Here is a 20447-nt window from a genome sequence, read left to right on the forward strand (position 1 = left end):
TGCATTGGGTATAATATTATGCTAATTATACCGGAAGTGGAGATCTGGAATTTCAACCTGCGCCACCTGCGCGCTGCTGTCGCTATCGGGCGTTCAGGCAGCATTTCCGCGGCAGCGCAGGGGATCCACATCAGCCAGCCGGCGATCACCCAGGGGATTGCAAAACTGGAAGCGCAGCTGGGACAGCCGCTGTTCGAGCGAAGAACCGACGGGATGATCCCGACCGAGGCGGGAAAGCTGTTTTTTCCGCGGATAGAAGCGGCATTGGCGCAGATCGCATCCCCCCGCGTGACCATGACACAGCTTCGCGCATTGGTTGCGGTTGCCCGTGCCGGCAGCTATTCCGAGGCATCGGCGATGACCGGACTGGCGCAGCCATCCTTGCATCGCGCGGTCGGCGACCTGACGGTAGCATTGAAACGAAAACTGGTCGAAAGGCGCGGCAAGGGCGTGGCGCTGACCGAACAGGGCCGGCGCACCGCCCGTCGCTTCCGGCTCGCCCGGGCCGAACTCGAGGCGGGTCTGAGCGAATTGACCGCCTTGCTGGGACGCGAGACGGGACAGATCACCGTCGGCGCCATGCCCTTGTCCCGCGCCCGTATCCTGCCGGCGGCGGTGGCCGCCTTTCACCGCTCGCATCCCGATATCAAGATCAACATTGTCGAGGGCGCGTTCCACGAGCTGATCGAGCCGCTGCGCGACGGCGATATCGACCTGATGATAGGGGCGCTGCGTGATCCGTCGCCCGGGCCGGACATCCGCCAGCAGCCCCTGTTCGAAGATCGCCCGGTCGTGATCGGCCGGAAAGATCATCCAGCCGCCAATCACGAAGCGTCGCTGGAGACGCTCGCGCAATTCCCCTGGATCATTCCGGCAGCCGGCACGCCCTTGCGCGATGGCTGGAGGCACATGTTCGAAGCCCGCTCGATTCCGTTACCCGAGGTGCCGATCGAATGCGGTTCGGTTATCACCATCCGGCAGATATTGATCGAAAGCGATTTCCTGACATTATTGTCGCCGGATCAGGTGGCGGTGGAGCTGGAAGCAGGATGGCTCGCCAAAATTGCCGAAATTCCCAAAGGGTTTATCCGTAATATCGGGATGACCACCCGTACAGACTGGCGACCAACGGCCATGCAGGCAAGCTTTGTCGCACTTCTGGAGCCGCTATCCAAATCAGCCTGAATTCGTATAATCTTATAGCGGGTTCAAGCTTTCAATTGGCGCGAACAGAATGGCCGGGATAGCTTGCTGTCCATGGATCAACCCGTCACCCTTATCGGCTATGGTGAAGCCGGACGGACATTTGCGCAAGCCGCGGGCTGGCGGTCAGGCGCGCGTGCGTTCGACGTGCAGGATCTGGACGATCTGTTTGCCGAAGACGGGATTAGCGGCTTCCCTACGCTGGCGGAAGCGCTGGCCAACAGCCGATTGGCCATCAGCCTGGTCACGGCTGATCAGGCGCTGGTTGTTGCGCAGGATGTTGCAAAGACGATCGCGCCGGGGACGCTGTTCTTTGACATGAACAGCGTTGCGCCCGACACCAAGCGCGCTGCCGCGAAATCTATCGAGGCCGCTGGTGGTCGCTATGTCGATGTCGCCATCATGTCACCGGTCAATCCGGCCAATATCGCGGTTCCGCTGCTCGTCTCCGGCCTGCATTGCGAAGCGGGAATGACGGCGCTGGACGCACTCGGATTTACCAATGTCCGGATCGCAGGCGATGATGTCGGTCGCGCGTCAACCATCAAGATGCTGCGTTCGGTCATGTATAAAGGGGTCGAGGCGCTGACCGCCGAATGTCTAATGGCCTGCGAAAAGGCAGGCGTGACCGATGAGGTTTTGGACAGCTTTAACAACGACTGGTCGGCCCAGGCGGATTACCGGCTCGACCGGATGCTGGTTCACGGCACCCGGAGATCCGCTGAAATGGCGGAAGCCGTCAAGACGCTCGAAAGTCTGGGCATCGAGCCGCTGTTAACGCGTGGAACCGTGACGAGACAGGCCGCGCTTGGTGGCCTCAAGCTCGGGCCTCCACCATCAGGATTGGACGCGAAATTGAAGGCGATTGCAAAATGACCATGATTATCGACTGTCACGGCCACTATACGGTTCTGCCAAAGGCGCATGACGAATGGCGCGAGGCGCAGAAGGCCGCCTTTGCGGCCGGCGAGAGCGCGCCGCCCTATCCGGAAATTTCGGATGATGAAATCCGCGAAACGATCGAAGCGAACCAGCTCCGTCTGCTGAAAGAACGCGGCGCGGATATGACGATCTTCTCTCCCCGTGCCTCTGCCATGGCGCCGCATGTCGGCGACCAGAGCGTCGCGGTGAAATGGGCGCAGGTCTGCAATGACCTGATTGGACGGGTGGTCGGGCTCTATCCCGAAACCTTTGCTGGCGTATGCATGCTGCCGCAATCGCCGGAAGCCGATATGACATCGAGTATCGCCGAGCTCGAACGTTGCGTCGACATGGGCTTTATCGGTTGTAATCTCAATCCCGATCCGGGCGGCGGCAAGTTTGAGCACCCGCCGCTGACCGACAAATATTGGTATCCGTTTTACGAGAAAATGTGCGAGCTGGACGTCCCCGCCATGATTCACGTGTCGGGGAGTTGCAACCCGGCGATGCACGCCACCGGGGCCTACTATATTGCCGCCGACACGATTGCCTTCATGCAATTGATCCAGGGCAATTTGTTCAAGGATTTCCCGTCATTGCGCCTGATCATACCGCATGGCGGCGGCGCGGTGCCCTATCACTGGGGACGCTATCGCGGTCTTGCCGATATGCTCAAACAACCGGATCTGGCAGGTCACGTGATGAACAATGTCTATTTCGATACCTGTGTCTATCACCAGCCGGGTATCAATCTGCTGGCCGACGTGATCGAGAACAAGAATATCCTTTTCGGCAGCGAGATGGTCGGCGCGGTGCGCGGAATCGATCCGCAAACCGGTCATTATTTTGATGACACCAAACGCTATGTCGATGCGCTCGATCTGACCGATGCGGAGCGCCATGCGATTTTCGAAGGCAATGCGCGGCGGGTCTATCCCCGGCTGGATGCGCAATTGCAGGAGCGCGGACTATGACCCGCAATATTCACGAATATCTCGCCGATTTCGAGGATATCCCCGGCACACGCGTCTATACCGCGACGCGTGCACGGCAAGGCTATCACCTCAACCAGTTTGCGATGAGCCTGATGAAGGCGGAAAACCGTGACCGGTGGAAGGCCGATGAGAAAGCCTATCTGGAAGACTGGCCGATGTCGGCGGACCAGAAGCAGGCCGTGCTCGACCGCGATTATAACCGGATGCTGGAACTCGGCGGCAATATCTATTTTCTGAGCAAGATTTTTTCGACCGACGGGATCAGCTTTGCCGAAGCGGTTTCGACCATGACCGACATGACCTTCCCTGAATATCGCGAGATGATGATGAACGGCGGACGGTCCCCGGAAGGCAATCGATCCATCCGGGAGGGCAATTGATATGGCACGAATAACTGCAGGTGTCGGGTCAAGCCACGTTCCCTTGTTGGGGGTCGCAGTGGACCAAGACAAGACGAAAGACGATTATTTCAAGCCGATTTTCGACGGCTATGAGTGGACCAGGAAATGGGAGCAGGAGCAGAAACCCGATGTGGTGATCCTGGTCTATAATGACCACGCCTCTGCTTTTGATGCGAATATCATCCCGACGTTCGCCATCGGTTGCGGGGACAGTTACAAGCCCGCCGATGAGGGCTGGGGGCCGAGGCCGGTTCCCGATGTCGAGGGGCATGCCGATCTTGGCTGGCATATCGCGCAAAGCCTGATTCTGGATGATTTCGATATGACGATCATCAACGAGATGGACGTCGACCATGGCCTGACTGTCCCGCTTTCGATGATGTTCGGTCAGCCGGAAAAATGGCCGGTCAAGATTGTGCCGCTGGCGGTAAATGTCGTGACCTATCCGGTGCCATCGGGCAATCGTTGCTGGGCACTGGGCGAGGCCATTGCCCGCGCTGTCGAAAGCTTCCCCGAAGATCTGAATGTGCAGATCTGGGGCACCGGCGGGATGAGCCATCAGTTGCAAGGACCGCGTGCCGGGCTGCTCAATCGCGAATGGGATAACAAGTTTCTCGACCTGATGGTCGGCGACAGCGATGCCGCGCGGCATATCCCGCACATCGAATATTTGCGCGAAACCGGCAGCGAAGGTATTGAGATGGTGATGTGGCTGATCATGCGCGGCGCCCTCGGCAAGACCACAAAATGCCTGCACCGGCATTATCATATTCCCTGCAGCAACACGGCCATTGGCCATATCGTGCTGGAACCCGACAATTTATAGGACTGGAGAAAACCCATGAAAATCGCACTCGCAGGCGGCGGCGCCTTTGGTGAAAAACATCTGGACGGCTTGAAGAACATCGAGGGCGTGGAAGTCACCGCCCTGGTTGGTCGGCGGCAGGAGCCGACCCAGGCTATGGCAGACAAATATGGCGTCGGTTTCGCGACCACCAATTATGAGGAAATGCTCCAACGCGACGACGTGGACGCGGTTATCCTCGCAACGCCGACGCAGATGCATGCGGCGCAGTCGATCGCGGCCATGGACGCGGGCAAGCATGTCGAGGTGGAAATCCCGCTCGCCGACAGCTGGGCCGACAGCGAGGCGGTGATGGCAAAGCAGCAAGAGACCGGCCTTGTCTGCATGGTCGGTCACACCCGCCGGTTCAATCCCTCGCACCAATGGGTGCACAATCAGATCGCGGCGGGCGAATTCAACATCCAGCAGATGGACGTGCAGACCTATTTCTTCCGGCGGCAGAATATCAATGCCAAGGGTGAAGCGCGGTCCTGGACCGATCATCTGCTCTGGCATCATGCGGCGCACACCGTTGACCTGTTTGCCTATCAGGCCGGGCCCATTGTCCAGGCCAATGCCGTTCAGGGCCCGATTCATCCCGAACTGGGGATCGCGATGGACATGTCGATCCAGTTGAAGGCGGAAAGCGGTGCCATCTGCACCTTGTCCCTGAGCTTCAACAATGACGGACCGCTCGGCACATTCTTCCGTTATATCGGTGATACCGGCACCTATATCGCTCGCTATGACGATCTGGTGAACGGCAAGGAAGAGCCGATTGATGTGTCAAAGGTCGATGTGTCGATGAACGGGATCGAATTGCAGGACCGCGAATTCATTGCCGCCATCCGCGAGGGGCGCGAGCCCAATTCCAGTGTTGCGCAGGTGCTGCCTTGCTACAAGGTCCTGCATGATCTCGAAAAGCAGTTGGGGTAGATCGGATGACTATTCACCAGCGCCAGATCGGGCCGTTCAACCTTTCAGCCGTCGTGCTGGGATGCATGAATCTCAACCATGCCTATGGTATTGCACCGCCCGAAGAAGAGGCCGGAAAGTTGCTGAACCATGCGCTCGATCTGGGCGTCAATATGCTCGATACCGCAGCGCTCTATGGTTTCGGCAAAAACGAACCCTTGCTGGCAAAATATGTCGGCCACCGGCGCGAGGAATATATATTGGCGAGCAAATGCGTGCTCGATGTCTACGACGGCGAACGCGGCCTGAACGGGCACCCGGACGCAATTGCAGGAACACTCGACCGGGCGCTGAAACGTCTGAATACCGATCATATCGATCTCTATTATCTGCACCGTCTGGACAAGAATGTTCCGGTTGAAGAATCGGTCGGGGCGCTGGCCCGGGCGAAGGAGGCTGGAAAGATCGGCCATATCGGGCTGTCCGAAATGTCAGCCGCGACCATCCGGCGGGCGCACGCGGAACATCCTGTGGCGATGATCCAGAGCGAATATAGTCCGTGCGTGCGCAATCCCGAAATCGCGGTTCTGGATCTGTGTGCCGAACTGGATATCGGTTTTCTCGCCTTCTCGCCAACGGCTCGCGGATTCCTTGCCGATGCTGTCCATGATGCGGACTATGAAAAGGGCGATATTCGTTCGTTCATGCCGCGCTTTGTCGAGCCGGATCTCAGCCACAATCTGAAGGCAGCCGCCCGGTTCAATGCGCTGGCGGCCGACATCGGTCTGCCGCCCGCCCAGCTGGCGATCGCATGGGTTCTTGCGCGGCGACCGTTCATCGGGGCCTTGCCGGGCACCCGCTCGATCGCACATCTGGAAGAAGATATCGGTGCGGCCGCGGTCACGCTGAGCGCGGAAACAATCGCGACGGTCGAGGAGATTTTCTCCGGCGACGCAATCAGCGGACCGCGCTATTCGGCTGCGATGCAGAAGCATATCGACACGGAAACCTTCGCCGACGAACAACTGGCGTGAGCGCCAGGACGCAGGTTGCCATTATCGGCGCGTCGGCTCAGGCCTGAACCACTTTCTGGTCGATCACGCCGAACGGCGAGGAACCGTCGACGCCGCGACCTTCCATCCGGATGCGGTCGCCAAAGCCCATGAAACCTGTGGTTGCCGGCCCCTTGTCGCGGATCATCTCGATCGCGCGAAGCTCCGAGATACAGCTGGACCCGACCTCGGCATAGTCCGGATTGGAGACCGTGCCCGATCCGATGACCGTTCCGGCCACCAGATCGCGGGTCAGGGCGGCGTGGGCCACGAGTTCGTGAAATCCGAAATCCATTGCCGCGCCGTTGGCGGCGCCGAAGCGCTTGCCATTCCAGTCGATCTCCAGGTCGAGACAGACCCGTCCGTCTTTCCAGCCGTCGCCCAGTTCATCGGGAGTCACCGCAAAGGGTGCCATTGAACAGGCCGGCTTGGCCTGGACCCAGCCAAAACCGGTCTTCATCTCGACGGGCGCAATGGCGCGCAGCGACCAGTCGTTGATCTGGACGATCAGCCTGATGTGATCCATGGCCTCGGCGGCGCTGGTTCCCATCGGGACGAAATCGACGATCACGCCAAATTCGCCCTCGAAATCAATGCCATGCTCGGTGGCGGGAAGGGCGACATCTTCGCCCGGCCCATAGAAGCGGTCGGACATGCCCTGATACATCAGCGGGCGATCGCTGTCGATCGGATCCATGCCGAAGGCAACCTGCATCAGATCGCCGTGGGTTGAAAAGGCCGAGCCGTCGAGCCACTGCCAGCTGCGCGGCATGGGAGCGGCGCATGCATCTGCTGTGGCAGGCTCGCCCTGTCCGGAAGCCAGCTTCTGCCGCGCTTCGGCGAGAATCGCCTGGCCGGCATCCCAGTCTTCCATCAGCTGCAGCAAATTTGGCAGGCTGTCCCCGATTTTCAGAAAGCGCGTGCCGTCGTCCGAAACGACCGCGAGAGCGCCGTCGGGCGTGCCGTCTTTGAGGGTTGCCAGTCTCATTGTTTCAAACTCTCATCAAATTTTCCGTCGATCAGGATGAAGGCGATCCGGCAATTTTCACTGCTGCGGTTGGCCCAGCCATGGTTGGTGCCGCGCTGAACGACGATATCGCCAGCGCGCACGGTGGTTTCGCCTTCGTCCATGATGAGGACCAGCTCGCCTTCGAGCACGATTCCGTAATCGATGGTTTCGGTGCGGTGCATATGGGCATGGCGCGAGCCTTCTCCTTCAAAGGAGGAAGCGTCCGCCGCCCCGATTTCGGCAAAATGGGCTTTTGCCTGTTCGGGAGTCATTTCCGAGAAGCTGTCGTCATCGGGCGGAATATCGAGAACGCGTATTCTCGTGCCGTTTGCCGGCGGGGCGAGGATGATCCCTTCTTCCGGAGGTTCTCCCGAAGCGGCGTCAATCGGCGCGGGCGTCGCGCGGGTGTTCCAGACTTCGTGGAACAGCGGTCCGGTTTCGCCGCCAATTTTCTGGGTGCGCGGCACGCTGCCGTCTTCCTGTATGATCGCCTGACCTTGCGCATTATGGCCGGTAACAACGCGGCGGACGGGTCTCTCGCTCATAATCTCATTTCCTTCGTTTCAATTGCTTGTCATTCAGAGCTTTGGCGGCGTGAATGCCAGCCCGCGCTCGGTAAGGTCTTGCTGCGCCCGCGCTTCGGTTTGGAGCGCGGCCCGGGCTGAGGGACGCGCGCTCGCCCGGTCATAATGATCGGCAATGGCGGGGAAGGTCGCCGGATCGAAACCGGCTCCGGTGATCCGGAACCATATCCAGGCCAGATAGGCGTCGAGGATCGACCAGCGCTCTCCCAGATACCAGGGCTGCTTGCCCAGTTGGGTTGCAATGGGCTCCAGTTGCAGCTTCAAAACTTCTTCGGCTTTTGCGCGCACATGCGCGGAAGATGCCGGGTCGGAGAGGATCATGCCTGGGATAACGAAACGCGTCACCAGGGGGTGCAAGTCAGCCGACATGCGGAACAATGAGGACAGGACGGACGCATCGGCCTGGGGATCACCGGACAGCGGCAACAGCCCTGCTTCGGGATATGTCTGCGCCAGATAGAAGAGGATCGCTCCGTTTTGGGTCAGGACGCCTGTTTTGGTTTGCAGCGCCGGCACCTTGCCCGCGGGATTGATCGCCAGATATTCCGGCTTGCGATGCTCACCTGCCATGAAAGCGATCAGCCGCGTTTCAAAGGGTTCCCCGATTTCCTCCAGCGCAGTGAGCGTAACCCGCGCGCAGGTTGACGGAGCAAAATAGAGAATGGACCTGTCTTCGGTCATGCCGCGGTCATTTCCACCGGCAGCGAAGCCAGTGCATGGAGCGTGTTGTTAAGCCGCCGTTCCGGTTTTCCGGTCAGGCGAATAGAGGAAACCTGGCGGGCCAGAGCAGTCCCGATCAGTTCGCCTTCGAGACGCGCGACCATTTGGCCAAGGCACTGGTGGATACCAAAGCCGAAACCGACATGGCCGCTGACATTGCGGTCTATCCGGAACTGATCGGGATCATCCCATTTGCGCGGGTCGCGATTGGCGGAGGCCAAGAACAGCAGAACCTTTGACCCTTCGGGAATATGGATTCCGGCAACTTCGGTATCCTTTGACGCCGTACGAAAGAAGGTCTGCACGGTTGAATCCCACCGCAGACTTTCTTCAAAGGCGCGCAGTGCAAGTTTGGGATTTTCACGAAGCTTTTGAAATTCATCCGGATTTTCAGCCAGCGCCAGCGCCATATGGGCGATACCGTTCACTGTCGTGTCGACGCCGGCGGACAGAAATGATCGTACCAGTCGCTCGGCTTCGTCCGCAGTACACTCGCCGCGATCCGCGGCCTCATACAAGGCCGCACCCCAGCCACCGGGCTTCAGATTCTCTCGCTTGCAGACCTCACCCACCCATTCGATCGCCGCTTCCTTGCCAGCATTGCCTTCTTCGAACACACGATTGCGAGGGCCAAAGGCGTTGAACACGATCGTTGCATAATCGATCAAATGCTCGCGCCCTTCGTCGGGCAGGCCGATCGTGTCGGGAAAGATCATCAGCGGAAAGGCTTCTGACAGATCAGAGACGGCGTCAAAGCGCCCTTTCGCGGCCAAAGACGCAACCAGTGCATCCGCCTTTTCCTGCCAGAGCGGACGCAGTTCCTTCAGCGCTTTTATCGAAACAATCTTGTTGACGATGGCCCGCGTCCGATCGTGCAACGGAGGGTCCGCCTCGAGCAGCAGCGACGGCGGACGGAACGGTTCTTCTTTCGAGAAATCGGCCAGACCAACTCCGCGCGAGGAACAGAATGTTTCATGATCGCGCAGCGCGCTTTGTACTTCATCAAAGCGGGCCATTGCATAGACGCCCAAAGATTCCAGCCATAGCACCGGACCGGCATCGCGCAGCGCGGCATGATAGGCATAGGGATCGGCGAGAAACTCTTCGGCGAACGGGTCTATGTCCATTTTGGTTATTTGATTTGACATCATGTTGTTGCCTCAAAGGTTGGTTTACGCGCAAACAGCAGTGCAGCGATGGCGGCAATTGCGATGAGCCCCGCATAGACGGTCAGTGCCTTTGCGAGCCCGCCTGTTGCCTGCATAGCCGAGGTGGCGACGATCGGGGCGAGAAACTGCCCCAGGAAAAATGCGCCTGTCCACATTCCGGTGCCCCGGCCCCGCATTTCGGCGGGTAGACGGCGCATGGTCCAGGTCAGCATATTGGGCAACAGGATCCCGCTGCCGATACAAGCCAGAATTGCGAAGGCTGCAATTATTGTCAGGACTGACGATAGTCCTATGCCGATGTAACCGATGGCTGCGACGGCCAGACCCAGCGCCAGCAGCATCGGGCCCGCCTTGCTTTTCAGCCTGTCAAACACGAATGTTCCCAGACCCACACCCAAATTGGTTCCGGCACCGATCAATCCGATGATACCGGGCGAGACAGCACCAGACAGTTCCAGGATCGGTCCCAGTTGCACGATTATGGTATAGAAGACTATTCCCACGCCCAATGTTGTGACAACCAGCGGGAGAATGACGCCATAGGGAAAGCCGGTCTTCGTGGGCCCGGCTTCATTCGGCTTCACCTCCGGTTCGAACAGGATCGCGGCTGCGGCGAGCGCGATCGGTATGGCGACAAGGTACAGCAGAAACGGTCCGCGCGAGCCGAACAGTTCACCAAGCCCGCCGCCGATGGCGATCAGCGCGATGGCGGCGATGCTGCCCACGGCAACCTGCAGCGCAATCCACTTCTCGCGCCGCTCACCGACGAAATAATCGCCGATGAGAGCGGTCGCGACCGTCATGATGATGGCTTCGACAATACCGAGAGCAACCCGCGCACCGATAATCTGGAAAAGATCGTCGAGAAACCAAGGGATGATACCGAATGCGGCATAAAGCAGCAGCGCTGTCACCAGCAAATTCTTTCGGCCCAGCCGGTCGGACAGCCAGCCCGCCACCGGTGAAAAAAGCGCCACGCAAAGAGCGGGAATGGTGAGCGCCATCGGCACCAGGAATTCGCTGCCGGTGACGGGTGCGAATTCGCGCATGAGCAAGGGCAAGACCGGCACGAGCGATATGATCGCCATGATCGGCATGACCGACGCAGCCAATATGATGATGCCCTGTCGCGTGCCGGCCTGAGGCGCAATATTATCAACACCTGTTTCGGTCATGCTTGCGTCCCCTCCTAAGTTCGCGGCCCACTTTTGTCAGGTCCGTTATATGTTTTAGCTATCCCGCCATTCATTAGCCAGCGGCGCTTCGCGCAAGGCGAAACGATCAGCATGCCGTTCCAAAGCAGTCTTCAATCTATCCCGCTGTTCCTTCGCCGTTGGCTCGATATGGCAACGCACGCCACCATTGGTCGGCTGCACAGTTACAAGCGTATCGTCGGGCCGGTCCGCGCCACACGCATCTTTCGGAAAAGAGATGCGAAACGCCTTGCCCTCGTCTGCTACGGAAAGATTATGAGGCCAATGTCTACCGAGCTGTTTAGCAGGTTTTCCTGCATTGTTGATCGGGACGAAGGATCCGGCAGTAAATGTCACCCGGCAATCCCGCCCAAAGTTTCGGCAAACCAGTCGGACATCAGATCCCGGCCATAGGCCATGTTGTCGGCTCCGACATGCTCGACTCCGCCCTCGCGTGCGGTGAAGATCACCTTTTCGCGACGGGGTGAGTTGACGAGCTGGTCGTAGAGGTCATCGGCATAGCTGACGCTGATCTGGCGGTCATTGGCACCATGGGTGACCAGGAACGGTACCTTGATCCTGTCCATGTGGCCATTGAGGTTCATATCCGCCGATTTCTCGAGGAAATCTTCCTGGCCGTCGGCGCCAAACGCCCAGTGTACATGCGCCCAGTAATGGGGAACGGGGTTTTCCCCTTCGCGTTCCATGCGCTTGTCCTGCACTTCGCGCCAATTGTGATTGGCACCCCATACAGCACCGCTGGCGAAACGCGGTTCATAAGCTACTGCACGCGGCGCAAAATGGCCGCCGAGCGAAATACCGGTCATGCCGAGTTTTGATGCATCGACATTGTCCCGGGTTTCGAGCCAGTCGACGGCCCTGGAGGCCCAGCTTTCGCTATGGGGGTCGACGGGCAGGCCCTGAAGCCGCAAAGCCTCGCCAGAACCCGGCTGGTCAACACAGAGTGTGGAGATGCCGCGCCGCGCCAGTTCTTCGGGCAGCCGCGTCCAGTAGAGCAGCTCCTTGTTGCTGTCGAGACCGTTGCAGAACACGACGGCAGGCTTGCGCCCTTCGCCCGGAGCGCGGGTCCAGAGCGCCGGCATGGTTCCCGTTTCGAGCGGAATTTCCACCCGCTCGCGATTGAGTTTGCCAAGTTTGGTCGAACGATCGAAGGCGTCACGCGCCTTGGCGAATGTTTCGGTGCGGCCCGGATGGCCATGCCCCTGCATCCGTTCCGCCGTGACGAGATATAGAGACGCCCGTTCCAGCTTGTTCGACGCGGAGAAATTGCGACCCTTTGCTTCGTCCTCAGCCGCGAGTTCGAGCAATTTTTCGCCCATTGCCGCCCATTGTTTCATGAATTGCGGCGTGCCCGCATCGGCGCCGCTGTCGGCCGCATCCCTGATCGGCTGGCACATGTCGATGATCTCGCCGATCTGCCCGCCGCTTTCCATGGCGATAGCGACCGACAGGTTCCAGATATAATTGGGAAAATATTCGAATAACGCCATCTGGTTAAATCTCCGATGCTTGGAACAGGCAGGGGTCGGGTTCGGCTTTGGGCATAGTCTGAGGACCGCCCGTGCCAACGCCCCACTGGTCCATGATCTGCGGGCCCGGCTCGTGCACCTTGGCCTCGTGCGTTTCGAAATCGACCACGTCCAACTCGGAAGTATATTCCACGGCAAAGCCGCCCGGCGTGCAGAAATAGCTGAAAGTGTTGTTACCCGCCGTGTGCCGGCCCGGTCCCCAGCGAATATCGGTGCCGCGCTTGCGCAACCGGCTGGTACCGCGCATCATATCGTCCAGTGTCAGCATGTCATAAGCAACATGGTTCAGGCAGGGCGGTCCGGGAAGCAAGGCAATCCGGTGATGCGCTCCGTTGCAACGCAGAAAGCACATGAAGTCGCCCAGCCAGTCGCTGATCTTGAAGCCGAGCACTTCGGTGAAGAATTTCACTGCGGCCTGGTGATCGGGAGAATGCAGCACGATGTGGCTGATCTTGACCGGCATGCCCTCCCAGCGCTCCATGGGACGTGATTCACCGCGAGCGACATCCGATGAAATTTCGAACGGCAGGCCATCGGGCGAAAAGAAGCGGAAACCATAGCCACCGCCTGGCGAATCCAGCTCGCGGGGCTCGTGAATGATCTTGCAGCCGGCATCGCCGATTTTCGCGCGCATGGTGTCGACATCGTCGCGGCTGTCGGCTGCGAGCGCTATCACCTCCACGCAATTGCTCTCGCGCTTGTGGACGCGGACAACATGATGCTCATCGTGACCATGGGTTTTGAACCAGGCGACGTCGTCGGAGGCCTCCACTTCGACGAGACCCCAGTCGTCTGCATAGAATTTGCGCTCTGCGTCAAAGTCTTCGACGCCGTATCCGACATAGCGAATTTCGGTAACTCGGCTCATTACTCAGTCCTCAATCTTGATGTATCAAATGGGTTTGGAGACGATCGCGAACATCTCGCGGGTGGCTTCCGCATTGTCGACCGGCGGGCCCTTGCCGAGCTGGCCGTGACAGATCGCCAGGGACTTTTCGACGATGAACTTGCAGCGGTCGAAGCGACGGTCGCGATAAGCCTGAAAAGCGGCTTCCGGTCTGTCATGCGTGGTCAGCTCGTCGGCCAGAACAAGGCTGTCTTCGATTGCCATGCCGGCGCCCTGGCCGAGATGCGGCGTGGTGGCGTGGACGGCATCACCGAGTAGCACGACCCGGCCCTGATGCCATTGGCCATAGAGCATCATCTGCTCGAGCGGCCGGTAGACGACGCCTTCGTCATCGGTAATCTCAGCCGCCAGCTTCTGAATTTGTGGCGGTGCGGCGGACAATTTTCCGCGCATGGTCTGGGCCATGCCCGTTGTCTCATAGACCGGCTTGTCCGGTTCCGGCGTCGTGACATACATGTACATCAGCTCTTTGCTGATCGGCACCAGACCGATGCCGGTCGGGCCGTTATAGACATGCAGCGCATTGAGGTCGTCGGGACGCTGGAAATTATAGCGCCAGACCGATTGGCCGGTAAATTCCGGTTTCTCGGCATCCGGCATGATTTTCCGGCGGGTGTCGGAATAGACTCCGTCTGCGCCGACCACGATGTCAAATTCCTCGGTCTTCCCGTCGGAAAAGCTGACGCGTACCGTGTCGCCCAAATCGTCTATTGCATCGGCAACAACGCCGAGGCGGATTTCCGCGCCCGATGCCTTGGTCCGGTCCCCCAGAACCCGGTGCAGGGCGGGTCTGCCGATGCCGACATTGGCCGGATAATTTTCAGCGAGGCGAGGGGCCGGAATTTCAGCCACTCTGGTGCCGTCGGGCATATGGATGGCGATCGTGTCGAACGGTACACCGGCGCTCAGATAATCTTCGAGCAGGCCCAGTTCCGACATTGCCCGGATGACATTGGACTGCTGGATGATGCCGACACCGTAGACCGACCAGTCGGGGTCTTTCTCGATGACCGTGACCCGGTGGCCTTTCTGGCGCAGGGCAATTGCCGCAGTCAGTCCGCCTATGCCGCCGCCGATGACAAGAATATTGAGATCGTTCATGGCTAGAATACATCCATGTCATTGGCGACAACCACGGGACCGTCATAATGGTCAGCGATATCGCGCAGATATTCGAAATGCTTCGGGTCGCCCCGTTCACGACCAGCGAAGTGGGTCACGATAACAGACTCCACGCCCGCCCTTGCCGCCATCTCGCCAACATCCTTCGGCAAGAGGTGGTGGTTGCGAAGGTGCTGCTCGATTCCTCTCGCAACGGCCTCCGGAATATTCGGGTTTGCCTGACGGATAGTCATGATGGTGTCGTCAACATCCATCATCTCGGCCACGAGCAAATCTGCGCCAGCAGCCAGTTCCTCGACCGCTGTGCTTGGGCCCGTATCGCCGGTATAGACAATGGACCGTCCAGGCAAATCGAACCGGAATGCCAGCGACTCAAAACGGCGGGCTAAATCACTGTTCGCCTCGAAACTGTAGTGCGAATTTTTTCTTACGCTTACTTTCATGCCTGCAATTTCGACGCTGCCAAGGTCGCGCAGTTCGGTAACTTCGGTAAGCTCGTTCAAATCGGTCTTGGGCGCTCCGGGCACGCCATAGCCTGCCGTTGCTCCCGGGATCATGGATGCGAGCAAACCCGCAACCAGTTCCTTGGTGCCCGGGGGACCGTAAATCCGCAGGCGCGGGGGCGAATTCGTCTGGGCGCGCAGGCCGAGGAGCGCCCCGAGCCCGCCTGTATGGTCCCAGTGCAGATGGCTTAAAAAGACAGCGTCGACTTGCGCTGTGCGGAGGCCGAACTTGGCAAGCTGTCCGGAGGTACCGTCACCGACGTCAACCAGAATGTTCTGCCCCGCTGCGATGAGAAGGTTGGCCGGCTGCGATCTGGTGGGACTCGCTACCGGACCGGCTACCGTGCCCAGCGTTACCCATTGACCGGCATCGGCGACTTCTGCGGTTGCCGAAGGCGCTGCCTCTGGCTTCTGAGCGTGGAGAGGGGCGCTGGCAAGCGTGAATGCGCCAGCCAGTGCAATTGCAGATCTAATCATGATTCTCTCCAATCAAAACTCGACCTTGGCCCGCACGCCATACTGGCGACGAGGGTTGTGTTCGCCATAAAACGCACCGGAGCTGCCAACATTGCTGTTTACCAAATAGCGTTCGTTAAACGCATTGTTGACGAATGCAGAGATCGACCAATTTGCCTCGGTCGGCTCAAGCGTCAGCTGGAAATTGGCGGTAATATAGGCATCCGAAACGGTCTGTGGCGTGAAGGACAAGTCGGTCTGCTGCTTACTGCGATAGGATGCATCAGCAAAGAAGGTGAGGTCGAAATCACCCAGTTCGAAGACCTGCTCAAGCGCCAGATCAAGCGAAATTTCAGGCGAATAGAGCAGCTCGGTCCCACCACATTCAAAGTTCTGGAAGCCGTTGACGACCCCGACATTCTCACATCCGAAGCGCCCGGTTGCAGGGTCTGAGATCAGCGTAAGCTGGTCAAGTGTTGCATCCAGATATTGGAACTTCAAACCAAGTTTGGTGGTCCCGGTTGGTGCCCATAGCACATCCAGATCGAGCCCCTTGATGGTGGAGTCGCCGTTGGCCGTGCCGAAGTTGGGGGCATCATCGATCGTTGAGAAATAGGTGATTTGCTGACCCTTATACTCCCAATAGAACGCCTCGACGTTAATCTGGAGCGTGTCGCCCAGGAACCGGTTCTTTGACCCGATCGTGAAGGCATCGATAAATTCAGGATCAAAGCTCAGGCCACCGCCGGCGCCTACAGCGCTAAGCTCGACCCCGCCTGCGCGGTATCCGCGTTCATAGGTGGCATAGAGAAGACTGTCAGGAGCCAAATCATATTCAAGACCCACGCGATAGGTCGGCTCTTTCCAGCTGTCGTTGCTAGTCAGCCCCTGCCCGGCACCGCCATCGACGATAAAGCCGGCAGAGCCGTTGATCAGCGGATAGAAACCATCGTTGATCGTGGAGTTGGGTGGAATGAAACCACCGGCGATGAGCCCGTCCACGTAAGCCTGCGGGTCTGTGGTTGGCGGCAGCGCTGGATAGTTCTGTGCCTGACAACCCGCAAAGTCAGGGATAGTGAAGGGCGCACCGGGGAATGGCTGTACCTCAAGCGGACAAATCGTCAGGAAGGTGAAATCATCACCTCTGACATATTTGCTGTCCTCGGTGTAACGGCCGCCAACGCTGATGCGGAACTCGTCCGTCACATCGAAGGTGAGCTGTGCAAATGCAGCCCAGGAGTCGCCGCCATTGGTCCAGTTCTGGATTGGCGCTACTGCCACCTGGTAGAAGTTAGCTGCAAAATCGACCTCTTCCTCGAAGTAGAACAGGCCAAATACGCCGTTGACGGGCCCGTCGAGATCGGTCGCGAAGCGCGCTTCGATAGAAAACTGGTCGCCGCTTTCCTGCGTCGGGGCGGGGGCGAAGCCCGGCCCAACAAAGGCGTAGTCCTGAGAATATTCCCGATATGCCGGAATGATCGTAATCGTACCGGCATCAAGCTCGAAATTGATCTCGGCATTTACACCGGTGTAGGAAAGATCCTGAAAAACGTCTTCGGTTCTGATTGGCGGTAGCAGCGCAAACGATGGACCCTGAAAGGTGTTCACCCGGAACGCATTGGAGGCCGCGCTCGTTGAGCCGCTGTCGATGTCGACACCCGTGGGCGTGAAATCGGTCTGCGAGCCCGGCGTGTTGCTAAAGAAGCCCAGCAGCGCGCCCGTATTGCCTTTGCCACCAATATCTGTGTGGTCCACTCCAACCCGAAGACTGATACGGTCGGTCGGCTCAACCAGCAACTGCGCCCGCACCGACGTGGCATCGAGATCGGATGTACCATCATCGTTGAAACCATCGCGCTGCTGATGGCTGCCGGCGACACGCAGCGCCGCAATATCACCCAGCGGCACGTTCAGAGCGCCCTGAATTCCGAATTTGTCGAAATTGCCATATTCGGCCTGGACATATCCCGTTGTATCGCCAAGCTTGGGCGCGTTGGGGATGTAGTTGACCACACCGCCCGTTGCATTTCGGCCATATAAGGTGCCTTGCGGACCTTTCAGGACCTCGACGCGTGCCATGTCGTAGAAATTGAGCCCGGCAGCGGAGCTCGCGCGGCCCAAATAAACGCCATCATAGTTCTGCGCGACGCCTGAATCCTGAAGCGGGTTTACGGTCAATGCGCCGACGCCGCGGATGAACAGGCTGGTCAGCGGGCCACCGCCGGGGTTAACCCCGAGCGAAGGCGAAATTCGACCCAGATCCTTGGCGCTCTCGACATTAAAGCGCGTGAGCTGTTCTGAGGAGATGGCATCGATTGCCACCGCCGCGTCCTGCAGGCTTTCCTCGCGGCGTTGCGCAGTCACGACGATTACGTCCAGTCCACCGGTCTGCTCTGCTTCACCTGCAGACTGCGAGTCACCACCCGTTTGCGCTGACTCAGCCGCTGCTGCTATATCTGCGACTTCTTCTGCATAAGCTGGTGTCGCTGCAATCGCGGCGACGCAGGCTACTGACAGTGCAATCCTTGAAATGGTGGCTTGATTGAAATTACGACGCATAGGTCCTCTCCCATAAACATGTGCCCGGATTTCCCGGTGCCTCTGGAAATGAGATAGAACCAGTCCTTCGAAAGATATAACTTTTTGTTTTTGTTGTAATGCATAAATTATGGTTATACATTGATGGCGCGGGCTGAACCGCCTGCAAGATGGCTCAGGGATAGAGAAAAAGATGCGGCTGGACAATTTCGATCTCAATTTGCTCGTGGCTTTCGACATCCTGCTACAGGAAAAAAATGTCACCAAGGCAGCAGCCAGAGCGCATGTGACGCAAGCAGCAATGAGCGCACAACTGAAGCGCCTTCGGGAAGCTTTTCAGGACGAGATACTGGCGCAACAGGGCAAGAAAATGGTGCCGACTCCCTATGCGCTGGCGATGCATCCCGAGATTACCGAAACCATCGCGGCGCTGCGCTCCCTTATCGCACGCAAAGGCAGATTTGATCCGACAACGTCCGAGCGCGAGTTCAAGATCGCTGCCTCGGATTATATAACGACCGTGTTGCTGGTCCCCCTGCTGGGTGCAATCGCAAAAATTGCTCCCTTCGTGAAACTGAATATTTCCCTGCCCTATACCAATACCAACAAATCGATGGCCGACGGCGAGCTCGACATGTTCCTCGGTCCCGAATCCTTCGCGCACCCCGACCATCCGTGTGAACTGATATTCGAAGAGCGGCACGTCCTTGTGGGCTGGTCGGGAAATCCTCACATGGAAGGAACAATGTCCGCCAAGCGCCTGGCCGCGCTCGGCCACGTGGGAGTCACAATCTCAGGCAGCGACACGTTCATTGATGCATGGATGCGCGAGACCGGTATCGAGCGCCGGATAGAGGTGCGCGCGCCCTCCTTTCTGCAGGCCCCCTTTCTGGTGCTGGAAACCAATCGTGTCTGCATCATGCACGAGCGACTGGCCCAGTCGCTGGCCGGGCGCCTCCCTCTGAGCATCGCGGAACTGCCCTTTGATGTCCCGCCCATGCGCGAGATGCTGCAGTTTCATGCAACACGGGACAAGGATCCCGGCCTCACCTGGCTGCGGGAGCAGATCAAGACTCTGGCGTCGCTCAGCTAGCAAAAGAAACGGTCAAGACGGCTGCTGTAAGCGGTCAAAAACAGCCGAGTTTGTTAAGTCCGCACGGGATATTGTCGCGAACAGGGCACCGTCGGAAATCCATGCGCGATAACCACATTATGAACATGCGCTTTTTTATATAGCGAGATTTCGTTTAAACAGTGGTCGCACTGATCGAGTGGTGGACAGGATGGATGTCCATTGCTCGCGATCCGGCCGCCCCGCGCTAATCTGGTCACTGCCGAACTCGATCGCCAAGGAAAGCACCGGTTTTGACCATTTTATAGTGCAAAGGACAGGGGCTGGCTTCGGGAGCGAAAGGCGGGCTTGGCCGGATAGTGTGTCCGCAATGGCTGCTTTGAGCCATAAATCGGGTGGCCGATGAAGATTTACGCAAGAAGCGATTATGTAAATCGTTGTAAATAGACAGCCAAAGCTCTGGTAAAGCTTCTGTAAATGATAGTAAAACTATGATCCTAAACGAAGATCATAGGCGATGTTAAACCATAGTCCTAAACGAAAATTACAGGCGATGTTACCGTATCAAGGGCCAGTTGGCCGCCGGGGGAATTGAAATGCGTATAGCGATAGCAGACGATGATTCGGAGATCATCGAATTTTTGGGAAAGATCGTTGAAGCACAAGGCTATGTCTATGCGGGCTATCCGGATGGAACCGCACTTTCCAATGCCTTACTGCGTGACACGTTCGATCTCGTCATCCTCGACTGGAACATGCCCGGGAAAAATGGCCTGGAAATATTGCAGTGGATGGAAGAGGCGGTGGAAGACCGCCCGCCAGTGATCATGATGACCAGCCGTTCTGCCAAACAGGATATCAGCGATGCACTGAACGCGGGTGCCGATGATTATATCACCAAGCCCGAAGACAAGAATGTCATCGCCGCCCGTGTCAATGCGCTGCTGCGCAGGAACAGCGGCGCATCGGCCATGGAAACCACGGCCCAATATGGTGACTATCTGTTCAATCGAATCGAACAGACGGTCAGGCACGGCGACAAGGAAATTGCCCTGACAGCAAAAGAATTCGAACTGACCGATCTTATGTTCCGCAATCGCGACCGGACTTTGTCGCGGCGTTATATAATGGAGACGGTCTGGCGGACGAATGCGCATCTCGCGACACGTACCCTCGACATGCATGTTTCGCGAATCCGGTCCAAGCTTGCGCTGAAACCGGAAAACGGGTTTCGGATTTTTACGGTTTTCGGCTATGGCTACAGATTGGAGACGTTCAGTAACGGAGGGTAAT

The 20447-nt window shown here is 58.2% G+C and carries 20 protein-coding genes; 9 read left to right on the top strand and 11 right to left on the bottom strand.

Translation table 11 applies throughout. From position 1 onward, the window contains the following. Nucleotides 1–18: 18 nt before the first annotated feature. From SPHFLASMR4Y_RS14715 to SPHFLASMR4Y_RS14745, 7 genes are all read left to right on the top strand, one after another. Nucleotides 19–1185 (top strand): LysR family transcriptional regulator, encoded by a 1167-nt coding sequence (locus tag SPHFLASMR4Y_RS14715; protein WP_089134217.1) that lies wholly within the window; start codon nt 19–21, stop codon nt 1183–1185. 72 nt (nt 1186–1257) lie between these two features. Then, nucleotides 1258–2079 carry an NAD(P)-dependent oxidoreductase gene (locus SPHFLASMR4Y_RS14720; RefSeq protein WP_089134218.1) on the top strand — a complete coding sequence of 274 codons (822 nt, stop codon included), beginning with the start codon at nt 1258–1260 and terminating at the stop codon, nt 2077–2079. After that, nucleotides 2076–3098, top strand: coding sequence for an amidohydrolase family protein (locus SPHFLASMR4Y_RS14725; protein ID WP_089134219.1), 1023 nt, complete (start codon nt 2076–2078; stop codon nt 3096–3098). The genes SPHFLASMR4Y_RS14720 and SPHFLASMR4Y_RS14725 overlap by 4 nt, the downstream gene beginning before the upstream one ends. Next, nucleotides 3095–3499 carry a protocatechuate 4,5-dioxygenase subunit alpha gene (gene ligA / locus SPHFLASMR4Y_RS14730; protein ID WP_089134220.1) on the top strand — a complete coding sequence of 135 codons (405 nt, stop codon included), beginning with the start codon at nt 3095–3097 and terminating at the stop codon, nt 3497–3499. The genes SPHFLASMR4Y_RS14725 and ligA overlap by 4 nt, the downstream gene beginning before the upstream one ends. Before the next feature lies 1 nt (nt 3500). After that, entirely contained in the window at nt 3501–4346 is an 846-nt protein-coding gene (locus tag SPHFLASMR4Y_RS14735; RefSeq protein WP_089134221.1) for a class III extradiol dioxygenase subunit beta, read from the top strand. A gap of 15 nt (nt 4347–4361) precedes the next feature. After that, on the top strand, nt 4362–5300 hold the full coding sequence (locus tag SPHFLASMR4Y_RS14740; protein ID WP_089134222.1) for a Gfo/Idh/MocA family oxidoreductase: 939 nt from the start codon (nt 4362–4364) through the stop codon (nt 5298–5300). Nucleotides 5301–5305: 5 nt separating this feature from the next. Next, nucleotides 5306–6313, top strand: coding sequence for an aldo/keto reductase (locus tag SPHFLASMR4Y_RS14745; RefSeq protein WP_089134223.1), 1008 nt, complete (start codon nt 5306–5308; stop codon nt 6311–6313). 37 nt (nt 6314–6350) lie between these two features. Here SPHFLASMR4Y_RS14745 and SPHFLASMR4Y_RS14750 read toward each other — a convergent pair whose 3' ends face one another. Genes SPHFLASMR4Y_RS14750 through SPHFLASMR4Y_RS14800 form a run of 11 tightly spaced genes read right to left on the bottom strand, consistent with a single transcriptional unit; the run spans nt 6351 to nt 18103 of the window. Next, on the bottom strand, nt 6351–7319 hold the full coding sequence (locus SPHFLASMR4Y_RS14750) for a fumarylacetoacetate hydrolase family protein (RefSeq protein ID WP_089134224.1): 969 nt from the start codon (nt 7317–7319) through the stop codon (nt 6351–6353). Beyond that, a complete protein-coding gene (locus SPHFLASMR4Y_RS14755) occupies nt 7316–7885 on the bottom strand; it encodes a cupin domain-containing protein (protein WP_089134225.1) in 570 nt (189 codons plus the stop codon). The genes SPHFLASMR4Y_RS14750 and SPHFLASMR4Y_RS14755 overlap by 4 nt, the downstream gene beginning before the upstream one ends. A 33-nt stretch (nt 7886–7918) precedes the next feature. Beyond that, the gene (locus tag SPHFLASMR4Y_RS14760; protein WP_089134226.1) at nt 7919–8605 is read right to left on the bottom strand and encodes a glutathione S-transferase family protein; all 687 of its coding nucleotides are present in this window, start codon (nt 8603–8605) and stop codon (nt 7919–7921) included. Next, on the bottom strand, nt 8602–9795 hold the full coding sequence (locus SPHFLASMR4Y_RS14765; RefSeq protein ID WP_089134227.1) for a cytochrome P450: 1194 nt from the start codon (nt 9793–9795) through the stop codon (nt 8602–8604). The genes SPHFLASMR4Y_RS14760 and SPHFLASMR4Y_RS14765 overlap by 4 nt, the downstream gene beginning before the upstream one ends. Then, nucleotides 9792–10988: an MFS transporter gene (locus tag SPHFLASMR4Y_RS14770; RefSeq protein WP_089134228.1), complete on the bottom strand. Its 1197-nt coding sequence runs from the start codon at nt 10986–10988 to the stop codon at nt 9792–9794. The genes SPHFLASMR4Y_RS14765 and SPHFLASMR4Y_RS14770 overlap by 4 nt, the downstream gene beginning before the upstream one ends. Nucleotides 10989–11042: 54 nt before the next feature. Continuing rightward, nucleotides 11043–11363, bottom strand: a complete 321-nt coding sequence (locus SPHFLASMR4Y_RS14775; RefSeq protein WP_186265962.1) for a DUF2218 domain-containing protein — start codon at nt 11361–11363, stop codon at nt 11043–11045. After that, nucleotides 11360–12517, bottom strand: a complete 1158-nt coding sequence (locus SPHFLASMR4Y_RS14780; protein WP_089134230.1) for an alpha/beta hydrolase family protein — start codon at nt 12515–12517, stop codon at nt 11360–11362. Before SPHFLASMR4Y_RS14780 ends, SPHFLASMR4Y_RS14775 begins: the two co-directional genes overlap by 4 nt. 4 nt (nt 12518–12521) lie before the next feature. Beyond that, nucleotides 12522–13424, bottom strand: coding sequence for a VOC family protein (locus SPHFLASMR4Y_RS14785; RefSeq protein WP_089134231.1), 903 nt, complete (start codon nt 13422–13424; stop codon nt 12522–12524). 24 nt (nt 13425–13448) lie between these two features. Then, nucleotides 13449–14564, bottom strand: a complete 1116-nt coding sequence (locus SPHFLASMR4Y_RS14790; protein WP_089134232.1) for an FAD-dependent oxidoreductase — start codon at nt 14562–14564, stop codon at nt 13449–13451. 2 nt (nt 14565–14566) lie between these two features. Continuing rightward, complete coding sequence (locus tag SPHFLASMR4Y_RS14795; protein WP_089134233.1) at nt 14567–15565, bottom strand: MBL fold metallo-hydrolase; 999 nt, start codon at nt 15563–15565, stop codon at nt 14567–14569. 12 nt (nt 15566–15577) lie between these two features. Continuing rightward, on the bottom strand, nt 15578–18103 hold the full coding sequence (locus tag SPHFLASMR4Y_RS14800; RefSeq protein ID WP_089134234.1) for a TonB-dependent receptor: 2526 nt from the start codon (nt 18101–18103) through the stop codon (nt 15578–15580). Between the two features lie 172 nt (nt 18104–18275). Here SPHFLASMR4Y_RS14800 and SPHFLASMR4Y_RS14805 point away from each other — a divergent pair, with 172 nt between their 5' ends. Next, nucleotides 18276–19175 (top strand): LysR family transcriptional regulator, encoded by a 900-nt coding sequence (locus tag SPHFLASMR4Y_RS14805; protein ID WP_089134235.1) that lies wholly within the window; start codon nt 18276–18278, stop codon nt 19173–19175. Between the two features lie 575 nt (nt 19176–19750). After that, the gene (locus SPHFLASMR4Y_RS14810; protein ID WP_089134922.1) at nt 19751–20446 is read left to right on the top strand and encodes a response regulator transcription factor; all 696 of its coding nucleotides are present in this window, start codon (nt 19751–19753) and stop codon (nt 20444–20446) included. The last annotated feature ends 1 nt before the right edge of the window (nt 20447 follow it).

Source organism: Sphingorhabdus sp. SMR4y, assembly GCF_002218195.1.
In the GTDB taxonomy this organism is placed as follows: Bacteria; Pseudomonadota; Alphaproteobacteria; order Sphingomonadales; family Sphingomonadaceae; genus Parasphingorhabdus.

Bases quoted from the DNA above. Each gene is read 5' to 3' on its own strand.
- SPHFLASMR4Y_RS14715 (WP_089134217.1), top strand. From the start codon at position 19: ATGCTAATTATACCGGAAGTGGAGATCTGGAATTTCAACCTGCGCCAC.
- SPHFLASMR4Y_RS14720 (WP_089134218.1), top strand. From the start codon at position 1,258: ATGGATCAACCCGTCACCCTTATCGGCTATGGTGAAGCCGGACGGACA.
- SPHFLASMR4Y_RS14725 (WP_089134219.1), top strand. From the start codon at position 2,076: ATGACCATGATTATCGACTGTCACGGCCACTATACGGTTCTGCCAAAG.
- ligA (WP_089134220.1), top strand. From the start codon at position 3,095: ATGACCCGCAATATTCACGAATATCTCGCCGATTTCGAGGATATCCCC.
- SPHFLASMR4Y_RS14735 (WP_089134221.1), top strand. From the start codon at position 3,501: ATGGCACGAATAACTGCAGGTGTCGGGTCAAGCCACGTTCCCTTGTTG.
- SPHFLASMR4Y_RS14740 (WP_089134222.1), top strand. From the start codon at position 4,362: ATGAAAATCGCACTCGCAGGCGGCGGCGCCTTTGGTGAAAAACATCTG.
- SPHFLASMR4Y_RS14745 (WP_089134223.1), top strand. From the start codon at position 5,306: ATGACTATTCACCAGCGCCAGATCGGGCCGTTCAACCTTTCAGCCGTC.
- SPHFLASMR4Y_RS14750 (WP_089134224.1), bottom strand. From the start codon at position 7,319: ATGAGACTGGCAACCCTCAAAGACGGCACGCCCGACGGCGCTCTCGCG.
- SPHFLASMR4Y_RS14755 (WP_089134225.1), bottom strand. From the start codon at position 7,885: ATGAGCGAGAGACCCGTCCGCCGCGTTGTTACCGGCCATAATGCGCAA.
- SPHFLASMR4Y_RS14760 (WP_089134226.1), bottom strand. From the start codon at position 8,605: ATGACCGAAGACAGGTCCATTCTCTATTTTGCTCCGTCAACCTGCGCG.
- SPHFLASMR4Y_RS14765 (WP_089134227.1), bottom strand. From the start codon at position 9,795: ATGATGTCAAATCAAATAACCAAAATGGACATAGACCCGTTCGCCGAA.
- SPHFLASMR4Y_RS14770 (WP_089134228.1), bottom strand. From the start codon at position 10,988: ATGACCGAAACAGGTGTTGATAATATTGCGCCTCAGGCCGGCACGCGA.
- SPHFLASMR4Y_RS14780 (WP_089134230.1), bottom strand. From the start codon at position 12,517: ATGGCGTTATTCGAATATTTTCCCAATTATATCTGGAACCTGTCGGTC.
- SPHFLASMR4Y_RS14785 (WP_089134231.1), bottom strand. From the start codon at position 13,424: ATGAGCCGAGTTACCGAAATTCGCTATGTCGGATACGGCGTCGAAGAC.
- SPHFLASMR4Y_RS14790 (WP_089134232.1), bottom strand. From the start codon at position 14,564: ATGAACGATCTCAATATTCTTGTCATCGGCGGCGGCATAGGCGGACTG.
- SPHFLASMR4Y_RS14795 (WP_089134233.1), bottom strand. From the start codon at position 15,565: ATGATTAGATCTGCAATTGCACTGGCTGGCGCATTCACGCTTGCCAGC.
- SPHFLASMR4Y_RS14800 (WP_089134234.1), bottom strand. From the start codon at position 18,103: ATGCGTCGTAATTTCAATCAAGCCACCATTTCAAGGATTGCACTGTCA.
- SPHFLASMR4Y_RS14805 (WP_089134235.1), top strand. From the start codon at position 18,276: ATGCGGCTGGACAATTTCGATCTCAATTTGCTCGTGGCTTTCGACATC.
- SPHFLASMR4Y_RS14810 (WP_089134922.1), top strand. From the start codon at position 19,751: ATGCGTATAGCGATAGCAGACGATGATTCGGAGATCATCGAATTTTTG.